Annotated in this window: 16 protein-coding genes; 7 read left to right on the top strand and 9 right to left on the bottom strand. The window is 72.3% G+C overall.

Translation table 11 applies throughout. The annotated features are described in order from the left end of the window. Positions 1-4: 4 nt before the first annotated feature. Genes AC07BS_RS23745 through AC07BS_RS23735 form a run of 3 tightly spaced genes read right to left on the bottom strand, consistent with a single transcriptional unit; the run spans position 5 to position 2887 of the window. Complete coding sequence (locus tag AC07BS_RS23745) at positions 5-811, bottom strand: ABC transporter ATP-binding protein (protein WP_478934325.1); 807 nt, start codon at positions 809-811, stop codon at positions 5-7. Beyond that, a complete protein-coding gene (locus tag AC07BS_RS23740) occupies positions 808-1860 on the bottom strand; it encodes a FecCD family ABC transporter permease (protein ID WP_478934323.1) in 1053 nt (350 codons plus the stop codon). Before AC07BS_RS23740 ends, AC07BS_RS23745 begins: the two co-directional genes overlap by 4 nt. After that, a complete protein-coding gene (locus AC07BS_RS23735; RefSeq protein WP_478934321.1) occupies positions 1850-2887 on the bottom strand; it encodes an ABC transporter substrate-binding protein in 1038 nt (345 codons plus the stop codon). The genes AC07BS_RS23740 and AC07BS_RS23735 overlap by 11 nt, the downstream gene beginning before the upstream one ends. Positions 2888-3033: 146 nt before the next feature. On the opposite strand from AC07BS_RS23735, the gene AC07BS_RS23730 reads away from it, so the two are divergent. From AC07BS_RS23730 to AC07BS_RS23720, 3 genes are all read left to right on the top strand, one after another. Further along, entirely contained in the window at positions 3034-4344 is a 1311-nt protein-coding gene (locus AC07BS_RS23730) for an MFS transporter (RefSeq protein WP_478934319.1), read from the top strand. Between the two features lie 127 nt (positions 4345-4471). After that, positions 4472-5119, top strand: a complete 648-nt coding sequence (locus AC07BS_RS23725; RefSeq protein WP_478934317.1) for an SRPBCC family protein — start codon at positions 4472-4474, stop codon at positions 5117-5119. 138 nt (positions 5120-5257) lie between these two features. Beyond that, positions 5258-5587: a hypothetical protein gene (locus tag AC07BS_RS23720; RefSeq protein ID WP_478934315.1), complete on the top strand. Its 330-nt coding sequence runs from the start codon at positions 5258-5260 to the stop codon at positions 5585-5587. Positions 5588-5714: 127 nt separating this feature from the next. Here the strand turns inward: AC07BS_RS23720 and AC07BS_RS23715 are convergent, their stop codons facing one another. Beyond that, a complete protein-coding gene (locus AC07BS_RS23715) occupies positions 5715-6638 on the bottom strand; it encodes a universal stress protein (protein ID WP_478934313.1) in 924 nt (307 codons plus the stop codon). Positions 6639-7158: 520 nt separating this feature from the next. Here AC07BS_RS23715 and AC07BS_RS23710 point away from each other — a divergent pair. Further along, entirely contained in the window at positions 7159-8031 is an 873-nt protein-coding gene (locus AC07BS_RS23710) for a universal stress protein (RefSeq protein WP_478934311.1), read from the top strand. Positions 8032-8138: 107 nt separating this feature from the next. Here the strand turns inward: AC07BS_RS23710 and AC07BS_RS23705 are convergent, their stop codons facing one another. Together AC07BS_RS23705 and AC07BS_RS23700 are read right to left on the bottom strand one after the other, a co-directional pair. Beyond that, positions 8139-8417 carry a hypothetical protein gene (locus tag AC07BS_RS23705; RefSeq protein ID WP_478643597.1) on the bottom strand — a complete coding sequence of 93 codons (279 nt, stop codon included), beginning with the start codon at positions 8415-8417 and terminating at the stop codon, positions 8139-8141. A gap of 262 nt (positions 8418-8679) precedes the next feature. Beyond that, positions 8680-9573 (bottom strand): glycoside hydrolase family 19 protein, encoded by an 894-nt coding sequence (locus tag AC07BS_RS23700; RefSeq protein ID WP_478643600.1) that lies wholly within the window; start codon positions 9571-9573, stop codon positions 8680-8682. A 386-nt stretch (positions 9574-9959) separates the two neighbouring features. Here AC07BS_RS23700 and AC07BS_RS23695 point away from each other — a divergent pair, with 386 nt between their 5' ends. Further along, a complete protein-coding gene (locus tag AC07BS_RS23695) occupies positions 9960-10382 on the top strand; it encodes a cysteine/serine endopeptidase inhibitor (RefSeq protein ID WP_478643603.1) in 423 nt (140 codons plus the stop codon). Between the two features lie 63 nt (positions 10383-10445). Here the strand turns inward: AC07BS_RS23695 and AC07BS_RS23690 are convergent, their stop codons facing one another. Beyond that, a complete protein-coding gene (locus AC07BS_RS23690) occupies positions 10446-11939 on the bottom strand; it encodes an MFS transporter (protein WP_478934308.1) in 1494 nt (497 codons plus the stop codon). Beyond that, positions 11936-13423 carry an FAD-dependent monooxygenase gene (locus AC07BS_RS23685; RefSeq protein ID WP_478934306.1) on the bottom strand — a complete coding sequence of 496 codons (1488 nt, stop codon included), beginning with the start codon at positions 13421-13423 and terminating at the stop codon, positions 11936-11938. Before AC07BS_RS23685 ends, AC07BS_RS23690 begins: the two co-directional genes overlap by 4 nt. A 206-nt stretch (positions 13424-13629) precedes the next feature. Between AC07BS_RS23685 and AC07BS_RS23680 the strand changes: the two genes are divergently transcribed. Both AC07BS_RS23680 and AC07BS_RS23675 read left to right on the top strand, forming a co-directional pair. Next, positions 13630-14481, top strand: a complete 852-nt coding sequence (locus tag AC07BS_RS23680; RefSeq protein WP_478934304.1) for a hypothetical protein — start codon at positions 13630-13632, stop codon at positions 14479-14481. A gap of 44 nt (positions 14482-14525) precedes the next feature. Then, positions 14526-15122, top strand: coding sequence for a hypothetical protein (locus tag AC07BS_RS23675; RefSeq protein WP_478934302.1), 597 nt, complete (start codon positions 14526-14528; stop codon positions 15120-15122). Positions 15123-15146: 24 nt separating this feature from the next. On the opposite strand, the gene AC07BS_RS23670 is transcribed toward AC07BS_RS23675, so the two are convergent. After that, positions 15147-17813, bottom strand: coding sequence for a SpoIIE family protein phosphatase (locus AC07BS_RS23670; protein WP_478934300.1), 2667 nt, complete (start codon positions 17811-17813; stop codon positions 15147-15149). Positions 17814-17949 lie beyond the last annotated feature (136 nt).

Here is a 17949-nt window from a genome sequence, read left to right as displayed (position 1 = left end):
GAGGTCAGGATGCGGGAGCGGTGGAGGGGGTGGTGGAGGGAGTGGTGCGGAGCGGCCCGCGGTAGACGACCGCCGGGTGTCCCAGGCCATCCGTCGTGAGCTCGGCGTCCACCTCGAACACCTCGGCGAGCCGCTCGGCCGTCAGAACGGCGGCGGGGGTGCCGGAGGCGATCAGGCGGCCGTGGTGCAGGAGCAGCAGCCGGTCGCAGTACCGGGCGGCGAGCGACAGGTCGTGCAGCGCGACCAGGACCGTCCGGTCGGTGGCGGTGAGCAGCTCCATCAGTTCCAGCTGGTGTTTGACGTCGAGGTGGTTGGTGGGTTCGTCGAGCAGGAGCGCGTACGGTCGCTGGGCGAGCGCGCGGGCGATGTGGGCGCGCTGCCGTTCGCCGCCCGACAGGGCCTTCCACGGGCGGCCGGCGAGCGCGGTCAGTCCGACGCGTTCGAGCGCCGCCGCGACCACCGCCCGGTCGGTCGCGTCGGGTCCGCGCCAGCGGTCCCGGAACGGGGTCCGTCCCAGGCCCACGACGTCGGCGACCCTGAGGTCGCTGTCCGCGCCCGAGTCCTGCGCCGCGAAGGCGACATGGCGGGCGATCCGCCGCGCGCTCCAGCCGCGTACGGACTCGCCGTCGTAGCGGACCGCGCCCGCGTCGGGGGTCCGCAGGCCGGCCAGGCAGCGCAGGAGCGAGGACTTGCCCGAGCCGTTGGGGCCGATCAGTCCGACCGTCTCACCGGGGGCGACGTCCGCGCTGACGCCGCGTACGACGGGCGTGCCCGCCACCGACCAGCTCAGCTCCTCGGCGGTGATCCTCACAGGTCACCCCTCCTGCGCAGGACGAGGAGGAAGAGCGGCACGCCGAGCAGCGCGGTGATCACGCCCACGGGAACCTCGCGCGGGGCGAAGGCGATCCGCGCCAGCGCGTCCGTCCACACCAGGAACACCGCACCCGTGAGCGCCGCGTACGGCAGCAGCACCCGGTGCGACGCTCCGGCGAGGAACCGCACCCCGTGGGGGACGATCAGCCCGACGAAACCGATGGCGCCGACGGTGGCCACCGCCACCGCGGTCAGCGCGGCCGTGACCACGAGCAGCAGCGTCCGCGTGTGCCGGACGCCGATCCCGAGGGACGCGGCGGTGTCGGTGCCGAACGCGAACCCGTCGAGGGCGTTCGAGCAGAGCCACGCGGCCAGCAGCCCCAGCGGGGTGACGACCGCGCAGACCGCGACGGTGTCCCAGCGGGCCGGCGCCATCGAGCCCAGCAGCCAGTGGGTGACGGCCCGGGTGGTGTCCGCGTCCGCCGAGGCCATCAGGACGAGGGAGGCGAGCGCGGTGAAGAGCTGGCCGACGACCACGCCGGTGAGGACGATGCGGGCCGAGTCCAGCCCGGTGCGCCGCAGGAGCAGGAGCAGCAGCCCGAAGGCGAGCAGGGCGCCGGTGAGCGCACCGCCGGTGACGCCGAGCGCGCTCGCCCCCACCCCGAGGACGACGACGGTGACGGCTCCCGCCGACGCGCCCGAGGAGACGCCGAGCAGGTAGGGGTCGGCGAGCGCGTTGCGGGTGACGGCCTGGAGCACCGCGCCGCACACGGCGAGCGAGGCGCCGACGAGGGCGGCCATCAGTACGCGCGGCAGCCGCAGGTCCCAGATCAGGGAGTCCACCAGCGGGGGCGGCGGCTCCACGTCCAGACCGAGGCGGGCACCGAGGACGCGGGCGAGGCCGGCCCATCCGATATCGGCGGTGCCGATGCGCACGGCCGCGGCGACCGAGGCCGCGAGGGCGACGACGGCGAGGAGGGGGAGAACGGCTTGCCGCGTCCGGGTGGCTCTCCGGGTGACCCTCCGGACGAGCGGGTCAGCGTACATGGCCGAGGTCCTTCATGCCCTTGGCCAGCAAGCCCAGGGCGTGGACCGAGCGCACGGACGGGTCCAGCTCGATGCCCGGCACTTCAAGAATCCTGTCGTCCCGGACGGCGGCCAGCTTGGAGACGACCGGGTGCTCGGCCAGCGCGGCGCGCTTCTCGGAGGCGCTGTCGCCCGGCCGTCCGCGCTCGGTGAGGTCGCCGATGACGACGAAGTCCGGGTCGCGTTCGGCTATCTGCTCCCAGGAGACCTCCGGCCAGTCCTCCTTCACGTCGTCGAAGGCGTTCTTCGCGCCGATTATGCGGCTCATCTCGCTGGGGAGGCCGGTGCCGCCCGCCACGTACGGCATGCCGTTGAAGACGGAGTAGAGGTACACGACGGTCGGCCGGTCCTCGCCCCGGGGGGCCTTGGCGGCGGCCTCCCCCGCCTTCGCGACCGCGGCGCGCTGGTCGGCGACGAGCTTCCGGGCCTTCTCCTCGGCGCCGAAGACCTTGCCCAGGTTCTCGTAGTCGGAGAAGAGCAGTTCGAAGGGGGTCTTGTCCGCCGCGTTCCGCCGTGGGCAGTCCACGGCGCTGACGAAGGTGGGGACCTTGAGGGCGGCCAGTTCGTCGCGGGTGCCGGCGCGGTCCTTGGTGAAGAGGTCCGCGGAGCCCGCGACGACGAAGTCGGGGGTGGCGGCGCGCAGTTGTTCGCCGGTGGCGATCTTGGGGGCGATGACGGGGACCTTGGCGTACGCGGCCCCGTACCGCGCGGGGATCTTCGTCTTGAGGTTGGCCGTTCCCGCCATCCGGTCCTGGAGGCCCAGTTCGAGCAGGGTCTCGGTGGAGGCCTGGTCCAGGGTGACGGTCCGCCGCGGCGGCTCGGCGAAGGAGAGCTCGCGGCCGCAGCTGGTGACGGAGGCCGCGGTGGTGGACCCGGTGTCCGACGCCCGGGAGCCGTCGCGTGCCGCCGTCGAGCAGCCGACGGTGGTGAGGCCGAGGGTGGCGAGTGCGATGGTCGAGGCGATGCCGAGGCGGGCAGGGTGACGCATAGGGGGCTCCAGTACGGGAGGGGATGCCGCGTTCGAAGAGTACTGTAATGGTATTCATTTTCATTAGGCGAACCCGGATGCGGTTCGGCCCGCCGATCCGCACCCCCGTCCCCACCCCGTCCCCCACCCCGAGGAGCGACCCCACCGTGCCGACCACACCCGCGCCGACCACGACCAAGCCCCCTTCCGCGCCGCCACGTTCGGTCCTCCGCGACCCCGCGTTCCTGCGCCTGTGGGCGGGCACCACCGCCTCCGGCCTCGCGACCTGGGCCCTGCCCTTCGTCCTCGGACTCGCCGTACTGCACCGGGACCTCGGTGCCGCCGGTCTCGGCCTGGTCCTCGCCGCACGAACCGCCGGCTTCCTCGCCGCCGTCGCCGTCGGCGGCGTACTGGCCGACCAGCACTCCCGCCGCGCGGTCGTCCTCTGGTCGGCCCTCACCGCGGCGGTCGCCGCTCCCCTCCTCGCCGCCGGCCTCGGCCGCTCACTCGTGCTGATGACGGCCGCCGCCGCCCTCGCGGGCGCCGGACAGGGCGCCTGCCGCCCCGCCTTCCAGGCCCTCACCGCCGAAACCGTCGACCCCGACCACCGTCAGCAGGCCAACGCCGCCATGACCCTGGCGGTACGGAGCTCCACGCTCACCGGCCCCGCCCTGACCGCGCTGCTCACGGCCTTCCTCGGCATCCGCACGCTGCTGCTCGGCATCGGCCTCCTCTGGCTGGTCGCCGCGCTCGTCCCGGGCAAGGGCGGCAACTCCCCGGCGGAACCGGCGAACTCCGCACCCGTCGAGCCCGTCCAGCCCACCGAGCCCACCGCACCCACCGCACCCACCTCACGTGCCGGCTTCCGCGCCGACTTCCTCGAGGGCATACGGGAGGCGCGCCGCCACCCCTGGTTCCTCGCCGGACTCGCCGCCCTCGTCGCGGTCATCGCCCTCGGCTACTCCGCCACCAGCGTCGCCCTGCCCCTGATCAGCCGGGACCGCTACGGCAGCGAGTGGGTGCTGGCCGCGGCCATGACCGCGTACACCGTGGGAGCGCTCGCCGGTGCCCTGGTCATCGCCCGCTGGCGGCCGCGCTCCCAGGGCTGGGCCGCCTTCGCCGGGCTGGCCGCGTACGGCGTGGCGCCGCTGAGCCTGATGCTGCCCGTGCACCCGGTCGTGGTGGTCGCCGCGTACGCCGTCGCGGGCATCGGGATCGAACTGTTCAACGTGCCCTGGTTCACGGCCACCCAGCGCGAGGTGGCCCCGGAGAAGCTGGCCCGCGTCTCGTCACTGGACTTCCTGGTGTCCTACGGCCTGGCACCGATCGGCCTGTCCCTGATCGCCCCGGCCATCGACGCGTTCGGGGTCACGCCGGTCCTGGCCGTATGCACCGCGGCCTGCTTCCTCGTACCGACGGCGGCGGCACTGGCCCCCACGGCCCGCCACTTCACCCGCACGCCTCCGGCGACGGACTGACGGGAGGACGGAGGGGGAACCGGGGTGTTCCGCCACGGTTCCCCCTCCCCTAGGGTCGGACGACGCCCGCCCGCTGACCGGACGAACGACCGACCGACCGACCGACCGACCGACAAGGAGATACGCCATGTCCACCGTGTCCGCCGTACGCAGATCCGGCATACGCGCCGCGCTGTGCGCCATCCCTGTCTCGCTCACGGTCCTCGGCGCCGCCGCCGTGCCCGCCGGCGCCGCCGCCCATCACCCCGGCGCGCCCCTCACCTGCCGCGGGAAGGGCGTGGATCCGGACGCGCGCGTGCGCCACAGGACGCGGACCGTGATCCACGCGCCGCTGCGCACCATCTGGAAGGCGCAGACCGACGTCGAGCGCTGGCCGTCCTGGCAGAGTGCCGTCACGACCGCGCGGCGCCTCGACCACGGCCCGCTCCGTCCGGGGTCCGCGTTCCACTGGACGACACCGGTACCGCCCAACCCCCACACGCCCGCCACCAGTCTGGACATCACCTCGACCGTCCGGCAGATCGAGCCCGGGTCCTGCATCCGCTGGACCGGCCCCGCGGTCGGCGAAGGGCTGCGCATCGACGGGGTGCACGTCTGGAACTTCACCAAGGCCGGGAACGACGTCCTCGTGAGCACGGAGGAGACCCATACCGGCCCCCAGGTCGACGCGAACGTCCCGGCCGCGACCGAGATCCTCCGGCAGGGCCTCGAAGCATGGCTGCGCGACCTGAAGACCACCGCCGAAACCCATGCCCATGCCCACGATCGGGCGTGATCAGCACCCCGCGGGAGGACACGTCCGAAGCGGCACGCCCGTTCCCGGCCAACTCCGCTCCGGCACTACCGGGCGTCCGCGTCCATGAGTAGCGTCGCCCCCCGTGTCGATCTACCTCGACGTCCACAAGGGGGTCACATGAGATTCCGCTACCGTGTCGCGGCCGTCAGCGCGTCCCTCGCCCTCGCGGCTGGGGGCGCGGTGGGTGTCGCCGCGCCCGCTTCCGCATCCGACGGCGCCGCGGCGCCCTCCCTCTCCTGCGACGCATGGCGCTACGAGAGGGGCACCCATGGTCATGGCGCGTCGATCACGTGCCACGGCGGCTCGTTCACCGCGTTCGCCGTCTGTCATCAGCCCGACGGCTACCTGTACCTCCGCTTCGGCAACCGCGCCCGCTCCGGTGGCACTTCGACGGTGTGGTGCGACCTGAACGCGGAGGTCAGCGACGCGGGTGCGATCCGCACCTGATCGCCGGGAACATGGCCTCGGCATCTGAAAGGCCGACGGCCCGGAACGTGCACGACATGATCACCAGCCGACCGAGCCGCTGCCCACCCGGCACACCGGCTCGGTCGGCCCATACACGTTCGCCTGCTCAGGTCACGGGCACCAGGATCACGGGGCAATGAGCGTGGTGCAGTACCGCGTGGGTGACGGGGCCGAGCTGAAGGCCCAGCGGGTGCCGCGGGCGGTGTGCCGCGAGGACGACGACGTCCGCTTCCGCGCTCGCCTCGACCAGCGCCTGTCCGGCACCTTGATGCGGGGACTCGGTGCGGACCTCCACCTCCGGGTACTCCTCCCGGAGCACGGCCGTCGCGAACGCCGGCACCGCCGCCTCGCACCGCTTCCGGCCGTCCGTGTCGTTGTCCCAGTACAGCTCCGCGGCCGGCAGGACCCCGGGCACGGCCGGATGATGCCAGGCGTGCAGCACACGCAGTACGGCACCACGACGCCGCGCCTCCTCGAAGCCGAACCGCACGGCATCGGTGTCCGCCTCCGAGGCGAGACCCACGAGAACAACGCCGCGGGGCTGGTCCGCATCACCCCGCACCACCAGCAGCGGGCCGGTGCAATGGGCGGCGACCCGCAGGCTGACCGATCCCAGCAGCAGTCCGGTGAAGCCGCCGTGGCCCCGGCTTCCGAGCACGGTCAGGCCGGCCTTCCGCCCGGCCCGGACGAGGGCGTGGGCCGCCGGCTCGGCGGTGAGGTTCGGCACGGTCCGCAAGCCGGGGAAACGGGAGCGCACCCGCTCGACGGCCGTGTCCATCACCGCGCGACCGGCCGTGTAGAGCGCCTGCGCCTCGTCCGGCATGTCCGCGCCCGGCCTCCGCCGGCTTGCGGCAGCGCCTTCCTCGCTCTTCCGGGCGTGCTTGCCCCACGGCCGGCCGCACACGATCTCCAGGTCGGCATCCCGCCGTACGGCCTCGTCGGCCGCCTGGTCGAGGGCCCGCAGGGCGGGGACCGAAGCGTCGAAACCGACCACCACGCGCTCGGCGGGCAGGGCGTCTTTCCTCAGCATGGCGTGCTCCAGTGGGCGAATGGGCCGCGCGGCGGCCGCCAGTGGCGGGCAGGGTCCGGTCCGGCGCGGCCAGGAGGCGAGACGGGAACGAGAGGGAGCGCCGGAGGCGTGTCGGGGCCGGCGAAGTCGCCGGCCCCCGAGTCCGTCACCAGTGGACCCGTGGCCAGGTTCCCGCGCCCGGTCCCGCGTATCCAGGGGACGTACGGCCCGGGCGGGGCCCGAAGGTCCCGGCGGCCGGGGAGGCCGACCGACGGGGCGTCAGGGGCGCTGCCCGACCGACGGCGTGATGGTCCGTGGCCGAAGGTGGTGCTGCGGGGACGGGTCGGTCATCTCCTCACGGGCGCCGGCAGGCCGTCGGTGACGTGCGGGACGCATCGGCCGGGGAGACGGTCGGGGACGCTCGTCCCCGTACCGGGGACCTTCGGTCCCTCGTCGCACGGCGAGGCATCGGAGGACAGTTGCCCGAGCGGGGCCGCGCGCCATCCCCGCCTCGCCCTCTCCCCGTTCCCTGGAGGCTCTCATGCCCGGCACGATCACCGTCGGACTGGACGGAACCGACCACAGTCTCGCCGCGGCGGACTGGGCGGCGACAGAGGCCGCGCGCCGTGGTACGGCGCTACGGCTCGTCCACGCGTGGGTGTGGCAGCCACTCGACCTCGCCGTCACGGCGGACGCCGACGCGCAGCGGCGGTGGGCCGTCGGCGTCCTGGGCGAGGCACAGGACCGGGTGACCTCCGCGTTCCCGGATCTGGCGGTGAGCACCGAGCTGCTTCCGGCCGAAACGGTGCCGGCGCTGCTGGCCGAGGCGGCCAAGGCGGACCTGCTCGTCCTCGGCTCGCGGGGCCATGGAGCGGTGGTCGGCCATCTCCTCGGTTCCGTCTCGCTGAAGGTGCTGCGTCAGGCGGTCCGGCCGGTCGTCCTCGTACGGCCTCCGCGCCGGGGCGGGTCCACCCCGGCGTCCGGCGACGTGGTGGTGGGTGTGCAGGAGATGGACGAGACCGGCGGGCCGGTGCTGGAGTTCGCCTTCGCCGCCGCGGCGGCACGCGGCGCGCGGGTCCGGGCCGTGCGGGCCTGGACGATTCCGACAGTATTCGCCTGGAGTCCGGGCTCGATGTACCTGGCCGACGAGGCCGGCGGTCTGGAACCTCTCGAGCGCAAGCGGCTGACCGAGGCCCTGCGCCCATGGCGTGAGAAGTATCCGCGGGTCGAGGTCGTCGAACATGTGGAGGTCGGCAGCGCGACGGAGATCCTGCTCGGCCATGACACCGACGCCGCCCTCATGGTCGTGGGATGCCGTCTCCCCGGGGCCCACGGCCTCCGGCGGATCGGGGCGGTCACCCACGCGGCGCTGCATCACGCGCGATGCCCCGTCGCCGTGGTCCCTCACCCGTGACCCCGCGCCCGTCACCGCCGTGCTCGCGGAGCCCGAAGGTGCCGTGAGGGCTGATCCGAAGGTCACGGAACATGGCGATGTCCCCTCCCGGGAGGGGACATCGCGGGCTACTTGGCGCGTATCTTGCGCCCCTTGGGCGGCTCGCATTCCTGCGCGGCTTCGATGAAGGGCTGGAGTGCCTCATGGAGCTTATTCAGCGAGTCGGGCCCCAGCTCGATCCGGTAATACTGGACAGATGGGATCAGCCTGGTTTCGAATTCGCTGCTCCCGTCCTCGTCGTCCTTCGCGGCACCGGCCCGTACTTCCATACCGGGGACGGCGAACGTGTGCAGATGGACGTCCTCGGTAACGGTCGGATCGAGGTCGTCGTAGGCTTCGACCTTCACCCATGTCTCCTGGGTGACGGACTGGTCCCCTACTGTCAATGTTCTGCCCCCCTTCCGCACACCCGGCTCGCTTTGCCGTGATTCGTCTACCTCAATAAATCTGGTGCCCATCAGCGCCCCTTCCCAAGAACAACCAAAGCCTAGCTGCTGATGGGTAGTTACGCTCAATCGGGAAGACGGCAGGCCCCCGGGGCCGGAAGGCCGTCGCCGTCGGGACGGGGAATGCGCCGCCGGCCCGCCGGTCGGCGCATCCCCGCGGGGCTCAGCAGTAGAGGTCGCCACCCGGAGCCACACCCAGCGTCTGGGCGAATCGCTGGTAGCTGTTCACCCGGCTCTGCACCTGGGCGGGGTTGCGGCCGTCGCACTCCACGGCGCCGTTGATGCTGCGGATGGTCTGCCCGAATCCACGGCCGTTGACCATCGCGTCGTGCGGCGTCATGGTGCCGGGGCCGCGCTGGGTGTTCCAGTACCACAGGGCGGTTTTCCAGGAGACGGCCGCGTCGGTCTGGACGAGCGACGGGTTGTTCAGCAGGTTGATTCCGAGGGCGTCGCCCGCCGCCTTGTAGTTGAAGTTCCAGCTGAGCTGGAGCGGGCCGCGGCCGTAATAGGCGGCCTGTCCGGCCGGGCAGCCGTAGGGCTGGTTCCGGTCGCAGTAGTGGGGGTAGTTCGCGGTGTTCTGCTCCACGATGTGGACCAGACCCCCGGTCTCGTGGTCGACGTTGGCCAGGAAGGCCGCGGCCTCCTGACGCTTGACCTGGTCACTTCCGGTATTGGCGAATCCCGGGTAGGCGGACAGCGCCGCGACCAGCCCGTTGTACGTGTAGAAGGAATTCCTGCCCGGGAACATCTGCTGGAACTGGGCCTCCGTCACGGGGAACTTTCCGGTCCCCGGATTCCCGCCTCCCTGACAGGTGTACGGATCCCAGTACCACGTACTGATGATGGGGTCGTAGCCGGGATTGTCGTGCTCGGCTATGTAGTACTTGCCGTCCGTATACCGGACGACCGTGCCCGCCGGATACCAGGTCCCGGCCGTCCAGTTGGACGCGGTGTCGCACGGGCCGGCGGCACTCGCCGTGCCGGACGGCACGACGAAGGCCACACCGACCAGAGCCAGTACGGCCAGCAGCAGGGTGACGAAGCGGTTTCTTCTCATGGCGGCTCCTGTGACGTCGGATCGCTGAGGTGACACTCGCCTGCTCAAAGCGCGACGAGGCCGGCGGCGCAAGGCGCCGCGGCCGTCGTCCCAGCGCAGTGAATAACCCTTCAACTTCGTTGTCAACGACATGCATCACGGGCGGCCAAACCAGGTGCATTTAGCAACCAGTTCCGGACAACTGTCCCTGTGAGGCCTTGCGTCGGCGTCGTCCCGCATGACACGAATGGACCGAAAGCCGGACGCGTGCCGAAGAATTGCCGCTGTCCTCCGACTTCCTGACCGGAGAGTCATGACGGCTCCGTGATGCCGGTTTCCGGGGCCCTCGCTCCACGGGTCCATCGAGTGCCCCCGCCCTCCCCTTACCCCTGAACGAGGAGAGAACCATGCGTGGAAGCAGAGCTGCGCGTTCCATGGCCGTCGTCCTGGCCGCCGCGGCCACCGGAATTGCCGTCGCCGCGGGACCGGCGGCCGCCGACGTTCCGATCGGCCAGCCGATGAACGGCAAGATGACCTACTACACCGACAAGGGATACGGCGCCTGCGGGACGCCCATCGACGCGAACTCCCAGGACCTGGTCGCGGTCTCGCCCTCGTGGTGGACCTCCGCCAATCCCAACAACGATCCCCTCTGCAAGGGCATATCGGTCGAGGTCAGCTACAACGGCAAGACCATCCGAGTGCCGGTCAGGGACAAGTGTCTCTCGTGCGACCGCACCCACATCGACCTCGGCCGGCCGGCCTTCCAGAAGCTGGCACCGCTCGACCGGGGCGTGGTCAACGGCATCACCTGGAAGTTCGTGCGCTGACCCCGGGTCCCGGTGAACCCTGTGCCCCGCGGATTACGGACCCGCGGGGCACAGGGTCATATCTCAATCCGTCGGCTCGGGCGGTGGGAACGCCGACGGCTGTCGCCGTCCGGTGAGCGCGAATGCCATGACCGCCGTGAGCAGACCCAGGAGAGCAAGGGCCGGTTGGGCGCCCAGTGGTGTGCCGAGTGGTGTGCCCAGCGTGTCGCAGGTCGGTGCCGCGCAGGCGCGGGGCGGATGCCCGACCAGGGCGAGTGCGGTTCCGGCCGCCGCCGGTCCCGTCGCACCGCCGAGCATGGCGAACGTCGTGGCTGTCGCCACCGCCTGCGCGGGGCGGGGTGCCGTGCGGCCGCTGCTGCGGCTGCGGCTGATGACCGTCATGGCGGAGCCGTTGGCCAGGCCCAGGCCGCATCCCACGAAGCCGCACGCGCCACTGAGCAACCACAGGGGCGTGGGGTGCCCCTGCCCGTAGCCGCTGATGAGCATGCCGGCCGCGACGCACAGAAGCCCGGTACGCATGAGGCGCGGGCCGTCACCCTGTTCACCGGTCCGCAGGGCGGCCAGGCGCGCGGTGAGGACGGCAGGGGCTGCGGCGGGCAACGCGACGAGCGCCGCGGAGACCGGGCTCAGACCGTGGGCACGGGTGAGAGTGAAGTAGACGAGGAACGTGAAGGCCGAGTTCGCGCCGAAGAGCGTCAGCAGGACGAGCAGGGCTCGGCGCGTGACCACCTGCCGCAGCAACCCGGCGTCCAGAGCGCCCCGAGGGTCGTATCGCGTCCGGAGGACGAGAAGACCGATCAGTGTGGCGGTCAGCAGCCCGGTCGATGCCTGTGCCGGTGCGGAAGCGGTGACTGCCGGGGCGGTCAGTGTGACCAGCGCGGTGATGGCGGCCGCCGTACAGAGGGTGACGCCGACGATGTCCACGGGCTGCCGAGGCCGCGTCGGTGAAGGTGTGGGGTCGCCGAGTGCGCGCAGGGCGCAGCCCGCGCCGGCGGTCGCCAGGAGGGCGAGCGCGCCGAAGACCGCCCTCCAGCCGAGCAGGCCGGTGAGCAGGCCCCCCAGTACGGGCCCGAGGCAGGTGGCCGCGGCGGCGGTGGAGACCCACCCCGCGACGGCGTGCGGCTCGTCGTCCGTTCTCCGGCGCAGGGTGAGCAGAAGGCTGAGGCTGACGGGTGAGAGCGCGGCACCGCCGGCGCCCTGGACCAGTCGGGCGGCGATGAGGGGGACGGCGCTGGTGGCCGCGGTGGCCAGCAGGCTCGCCGCGGTGAAGACGGCCAGGGCGACGAGCAGGACGCGGCGGGCGCCGTAGTGATCGGCGAAGTGGCCCACCGCGAGTTGCGGAGGGCCGCAGGTGAGTTGATAGGCGGCGGCGAACCACTGGGTCTGGGCGGGCGTCATTCCCAGGTCGGCGGCGACCGCGGGCACGGCTGACGTGACCGAGGCGATGGCGAGCGCTCCACAGAGCAGCGACGCGTAGCAGGCGAAGGGAGCGAGGCGCGGTATTCGGCGGGGCGTCGCCGTCCGGTCCCGGCCGTCGTCCGGTGGGCCGGGGCTCACAGGTAGTGGCCGTCCGGACGTACGATGCACGGCTGCCGCCAGGCCGCGGACCGGACCGTCACCATGGGCAGCGCGATGCCGGGTGCTCGGGCATCCGGCGTGCCGCGCACGGGGGTCAGGTGCACGTGGTGCCCGGCCCGGAGGGCCTCGAACAGCCTTGTGGAGGTGGTGCTCGCCGTGGGCAGCAGGACCACGTCAGGGGCCGCGGCGCCGCTTCGGACGTGCGTGCCGCGTCGCGTGGCGCTCCCCGGCAGGCCGGCCAGGCGCGCGGCGAGGCGTTGTCGTAGGAGGGGCGGACGGAGCGCGGTGAGGACGGTGGCGCGGAGGGCGTGCCCCCAGGGCGGGGGCAGCGCGTTGACGTGGAGCATGGCGGAGGTGAGCCGCATGACGTGGGCGGCGGAGCGGCGTCTTTCCTCGGCATAGGCGTCCAGCAGGACCTCGTGGCGAGGGTCGGTGACCGCTGCCGCGAGGCGCCACCCCAGGCTCATGGCGTCGGCCAGACCGGTGTTGAGGCCCTGGCCCCCGGTGGGTGGGTGGACATGGGCGGCGTCACCCGCCAGCACGACACGGTGGCGCCGGTACCGGTCCGCGTGGCGGTGCTCGCAGCGATAGTTGCTGAGCCACTCGACCTCGCGCAGCGCGAGGTCGCGGCCCGTGATCCGGCGGAGCAGCGCCTGGACCCGGGCCTTGCCGCGGGCGTCGGCCCAGGCATCGGCTCGGGCGTCGGCCCGGGCGTCGGCTCGGGCGTCGGCTCGGGCGTCGGCCCAGGCGTCGGCCCGGGCGTCGTGGGCCTCCGAGTGGCGGTAGGGATAGAGGATGACGCGCCAGCGTCCGTCGCCGAACGGCAGGAGCAGCGCCATGCCGTCCGGTCCCCATCGGCTCCACGGCTGTTGCGGCCGCAGGTCGAGCCGCGCGTCGACCGAGATGACGTCATAGGGGTGAACGGTGCGCGACGCGGCTATGCCCGACAGTCGGCGCACGGCGCTCCGGGCGCCGTCGCACCCGGCGATGTAGGCGGCACGTATCCGCCGCACTCCCCCTGAACGCCGGACGGTCAGCTCGGCGCTTCCTTCGTCCTGCCGTATGCGGATGACTTCGGTCCCGCGCGCGACGATCACGCCGTTCTTGAGGGCGTATTCCTCCAGCAGCTCCGTGGTCCGGTGCTGAGGCAGAGCGAGCGCGTACGGAAAGGGGCTGTTCAGTGCGGCGAAGGGCGCGATCTCCCTTTCGTTGCCCAGGGGGTAGTGCCCATAGCGATGACCCTGAGCGACGAAAGGCTCGGCGATTCCGCGCATGTCGAGGAATTCCAGGGTCCGGGAATGCAGAACAAGTGCGCGTGTGGTCCGCGCGGGCCGGGCATCCTTTTCGAGCACGACACAGCTGATGCCCCGAAGGCCCAGCTCCCCGGCCAACTGCAGACCGACGGGCCCGCCTCCGACCACGGCGACCTGAACCGCATCGGGCAGGGGCGCGACGTCGGTCATACGGTGAATTCCTTCGGCCGGCCTCCCGTTGACCGGTCCAGGCTGACAGCCGGCACCACGGGTGTCCAGACCGGCTTGACCCGACCAACGGGATCACGATCCGTAGGATTTTCATAATTACATGTGGCCGGTTGACCATCCGTACGGCTCCTGCCAAGGTGACCGCGGCACGTTCGCGCACGCCTCGTCCAGCCGAACGGAGAACGATGGGCCATTCCATCGGCGATCACGCCTACGGCGAACGCGGAATCGAATTCCTCCTCGTGGACCGGTCCGGGCCACAGCAGCGAGTACGCCGGTTCCGGGCGGACGTCCGCCTGCTGATGGACCACCCCGAGGTCTACCGGGACGGAGAAAACACCCGTCTGAGACCCGTGAGTTCGATCAGCAACGCCGTACTGGCGTTCGGTGCCCGGCACACGGCGTCAGAACCCGAAACCTATGCGCTCGCGCTGGCCGAGCACTTCCTCGCCGAGACCCGGTGCGTCCGGACCGCCGATGTGCGGCTGACCGCCTCCGAGTTCATCCCGCTCCCCTCCGAGCAGCCGCCGTCCGCGGCCCAGCACTTCTCGGCACTCGCCCGCCATCAGGATCACGCTCATCTCACGCTCCCGCGCGACGGCGAACCCGTCGTACGCAGCGGCCTGCTGAACATGGAACTCTTCGCGACCGGCGGCGCGACGTTCACGGGCTTCGCCCGCGACGCGTACACCACCACGCAGACGTTCACCGACCGGGTCTTCGGCGCCCGGGCCGACGTGACCTGGCGGCACTCCGGAACGGACACCGACCACCGCACGTGCCGTGCCCGCGCCGAACAAGCCGTCGTCAAGGCCTTCGGCGAGCACACCAGCCGCTCCAGCCAGCACACCTTCCACCACTTGGGCGCCGCCGTACTGGACGCCTGCCCGGAAGTCGCGGAGGTCCGCGTCGAGGGGGCCCACCTGACCCGCGGCCTGGTGGACCTGACCCCCTTCGGGGTCGACAACGAAGGCCGCGTCTACACGGTGGCGGACCACCAGCAGAGCACCGTCACCGTCGACATCCACCGCACCTGAGAACCAGGACCGAAGAAGAGTCAGGGACCGAGGAAGGGGACCGCGTGAACACCACAGGACCGCGCACCGTCCGCAGGCTGGCCATGACGGTCGCCGTCACGGCGGCGGCACTCACGCCCACGACGCAGACGGCACATGCCGGCGACCGACCGGCCGGCGCTCTCCTGGTGTGCGCCGGCACCGTCGCCGCCTCCTACGCACCGGGGCTGACCTACGCCCCGAGAGCCACCTCCGTCACGTCCCGGGCGGTCGTCGGATGCCCTCTCTCGACGGACAGCCGATTCGCCTCCGCGACCTTCGGCGGAGACTCCGCCGGCACCTTGTCCTGCCTCCTGGGGCCCGCGAGCGGCACCCTTACGTTCCACTGGGGCGGCGACGACAAGGGCAGGGGGAAGGCGTCCCCCCACCACGGCGGCCCCGGCGACCGGACGTCGACCGCCTCGGTCCGCAGCCTCGCCGCCGTACGCCCGAACGGAAACATCGTCACCGTGAGTACGGGAACGATCACCGACGGGGCCTTCAAGGGGGCGGCGGTCGTCACCGAGGTGACCCTCCTCGCCTCCCAGCAGACCGCCTGCCTGTCCCCCCAGGGCCTCACCTCCGCCTCCGGACCCACGACGGTGACCATCACCCGGGCATGACCGCCTCCCTGCGCGACGCCCGGCTCACTCCGCGGTCGGCAGGGGCTGCTCGGTCCAGATGGTCTTGCCGGTGGGGGTGTAGCGGGTGCCCCACCGCTGGGTGAGCTGGGCGACGATGTACAGGCCCCGGCCCCCCTCGTCGTCGGCCTCCGCGTGGCGCAGGTGGGGCGACGTGTGGCCGGTGTCGGCGACCTCGCAGACGAGGCCGCGGTCGCGGATCAGCCGGACGTGGACCGGCCCGCCGGAGGCGTAGCGGACGGCGTTGGTGACCAGCTCGCTGACGATCAGCTCGGTCGTGAACGCCAGTTCCTCGAGCCCCCACTCGCCCAGCTGCCCACTGGTGACGGTCCGGGCCCGCGCGACACTCGCGGGGGCGGCGTCCAGCTCCCAGGCCGCCACCTGGTGCTCGCCGAGCATCCGGGTGCGGACCAGGAGCAGGACCGCGTCGTCGTCCACCGGGCCGGGCAGCAGTTCGGCCACGGTGCGGTCGCAGAGCTCCGCCAAGGGGCGGCGGTGCTCGGTGAGGACGCCGGTGAGCAGGCCGAGTCCCGTCTCGGTGTCGTGGCCCGGGGCCTGGACGAGACCGTCGGTGAACAGGGCGAGCAGGCTGCCGGCGGGCAGCTGGAATTCCACGCTCTGGAAGGGCGCGCCGCCCAGGCCCAGGGGCGGGCCCTCCGGGAGGTCCGGACGGCTGACGGCACCGCCGGCGGGGTCGACGACGGCGGGCGGCGAGTGGCCCGCGCGCGCCATGCCGCACCGCCCGGACACCGGGTCGTAGACGGCGTACAGGCAGGTGACCCCCAGGGCCTCGTCGCCGTCCGCCTCCGGCGTGCCCCCGCCGCGGCCGTTCGCCCGCTCCTCGGCGGCGCGCTCCTCGGCGGTCCGCCCGACCACGTCGTCCAGGCACGCGAGCAGCTCGTCCGGGGCGAGGTCGAGCCGGGCCAGGACCCGTACGCTCGTACGCAGCCGGCCCATGGTGGCGGCGGCGCGCAGCCCGTGGCCGCGCACGTCCCCGACCACCAGGCCGACCCGGGAGCTCGACAGCGGGATCACGTCGAACCAGTCGCCGCCCACCCCGGAACGGCTGTCGGCGGGCACATAGCGGCCAGCCGCCTCGACCCCGGTCAGCGACGGCAGGTGGTGGGGCAGCAGACCGCGTTGCAGTTTGAGTGCGGCGGTGTGTTCGCGCGTGATGACCAGCATCAGGACGACACCGACCAGCAGGGCGCCCAGGCCCACGACGCTCACCCCGCCGGTGCGCCCGAGGAGCGGCAGGTCGAAGGAGGTCGAGCCGTAGTCCGGGGCGGCGTAGACGACGAAGGCCGCGTAGCAGAAGAGGCTGAGCATCAGGAGTCCGCCCAGCCCCGGGAGCACCCCCTTGAACAGCAGGTCCCGGGGGCTGCGGGTGAGCAGCCCGCGGTAGCACCAGACGCAGGCGAAACCGGTGAGGCCGTAGTAGAAGGCGATCGCGAGGCCGACCGCGCTGATGGAGTCGGCCAGGACGTCGTGGCTGATCACGGTCAGCAGGACGAGGAAGCCGATGGAGACCAGTCCCATGCCGACGGTCGACCAGGTCGGGGTGAGGTACCTGCGGTGCAGCCGGGCGAAGCGCGAGGGGACGGCCTTGTGGGCCGCCATGGAGAAGACGGTGCGGGCCAGCGGCAGGACGGTGGTCTGGGTGGACGCGACGGCCGAGGTCAGCACCGTGAAGATGAGCAGCTTGGTGAGGAACCAGCCGGGGCCCGTGGTGCCGAAGACGGCACCGCCCAGGCCGGAGAGCACGTCCCCGGAGTTGGCCTCGTTGCCCAGACCGGTGCCCTCGGCGCCGATCCCGGCGTACGCCTGCGCCGACGTCGCCACCAGGGCGTAGATGCCCAGCAGGAGCACGGTGGAGACGACCGCCGCCCGTCCGGGGGTGTGGCTGCTGTCGGCGGTCTCCTCGTTGACCGTGACAGCGGTGTCCCAGCCCCAGTAGATGAAGACCGCGGCGAGGAGGCCCGCGGTCAGCGCCTTGGCCGACGCCACATGGAGGGGGTTGAACCAGGAGGCGGAGACGTGGATCGCCGTCGGCGGCCCGTCGGTGTAGACCCTGACCAGGGCGGTCACCGCGAACAGGACCAGCATCGCCACCTCGGCGCACACGAGCCAGCGCTGGAGGGCCGCCGACACCTCGATGCCCACATAGCAGACCGCGGTCGTCACCGCGATCCAGACGACCCCCGCGACGGTGGTCCACAGCCGATCCTCGGCGAGTGCGTCGAACCCCAGCAGCCGGAAGCCGTAGATGCCGGCGATCTTCGCGAGGTTCGCCATGGCGATGACGTCGGCGACGATGATGCCCCAGCCGCCCATCCAGCCGACGCGCGGGCCGAAGGCGCGGGAGGCCCAGGTGAAGGTGGTCCCGCAGTCGGCGTCGCCCGCGTTGAGCTCCCGGTAGGCGTACGCGATCAGCAGCATCGGGACGAAGGCCAGCATCGTCACGATCGGCGCCTGGAGGCCGACCCCCACGACGATCAGACCGAGCGTCGCGGCCAGGCTGTACGCCGGAGCGGTGGAGGACAGGCCCATGCAGACCGAGGAGAACAGTCCCAGGGCACCGGCCTTGAGCCCCTTCTCGCCCGGGCCGGGGCCGGGCGCGAGCGGCGCAGCGGACTCGACCGGACCACCGGAGAGCTTCACCTCTGCGTTCATCTCCGCGTCTCGCCTGAAGGGCCGGCGCCCCCGAGAGAACTCATGATCACCATTTTCCCCGTGGTCGATCGGGTCCGCCAGACGATGGCGCGCCGGGCGGGTGCGGGGCGCCGTGTGACCGGAGTGCCCGATGGTT

The organism is Streptomyces sp. NPDC044063 (assembly GCF_056434285.1).
Note: the sequence above shows the minus strand (reverse complement) of the source record. Positions and strands in the feature narration are given on the sequence as shown.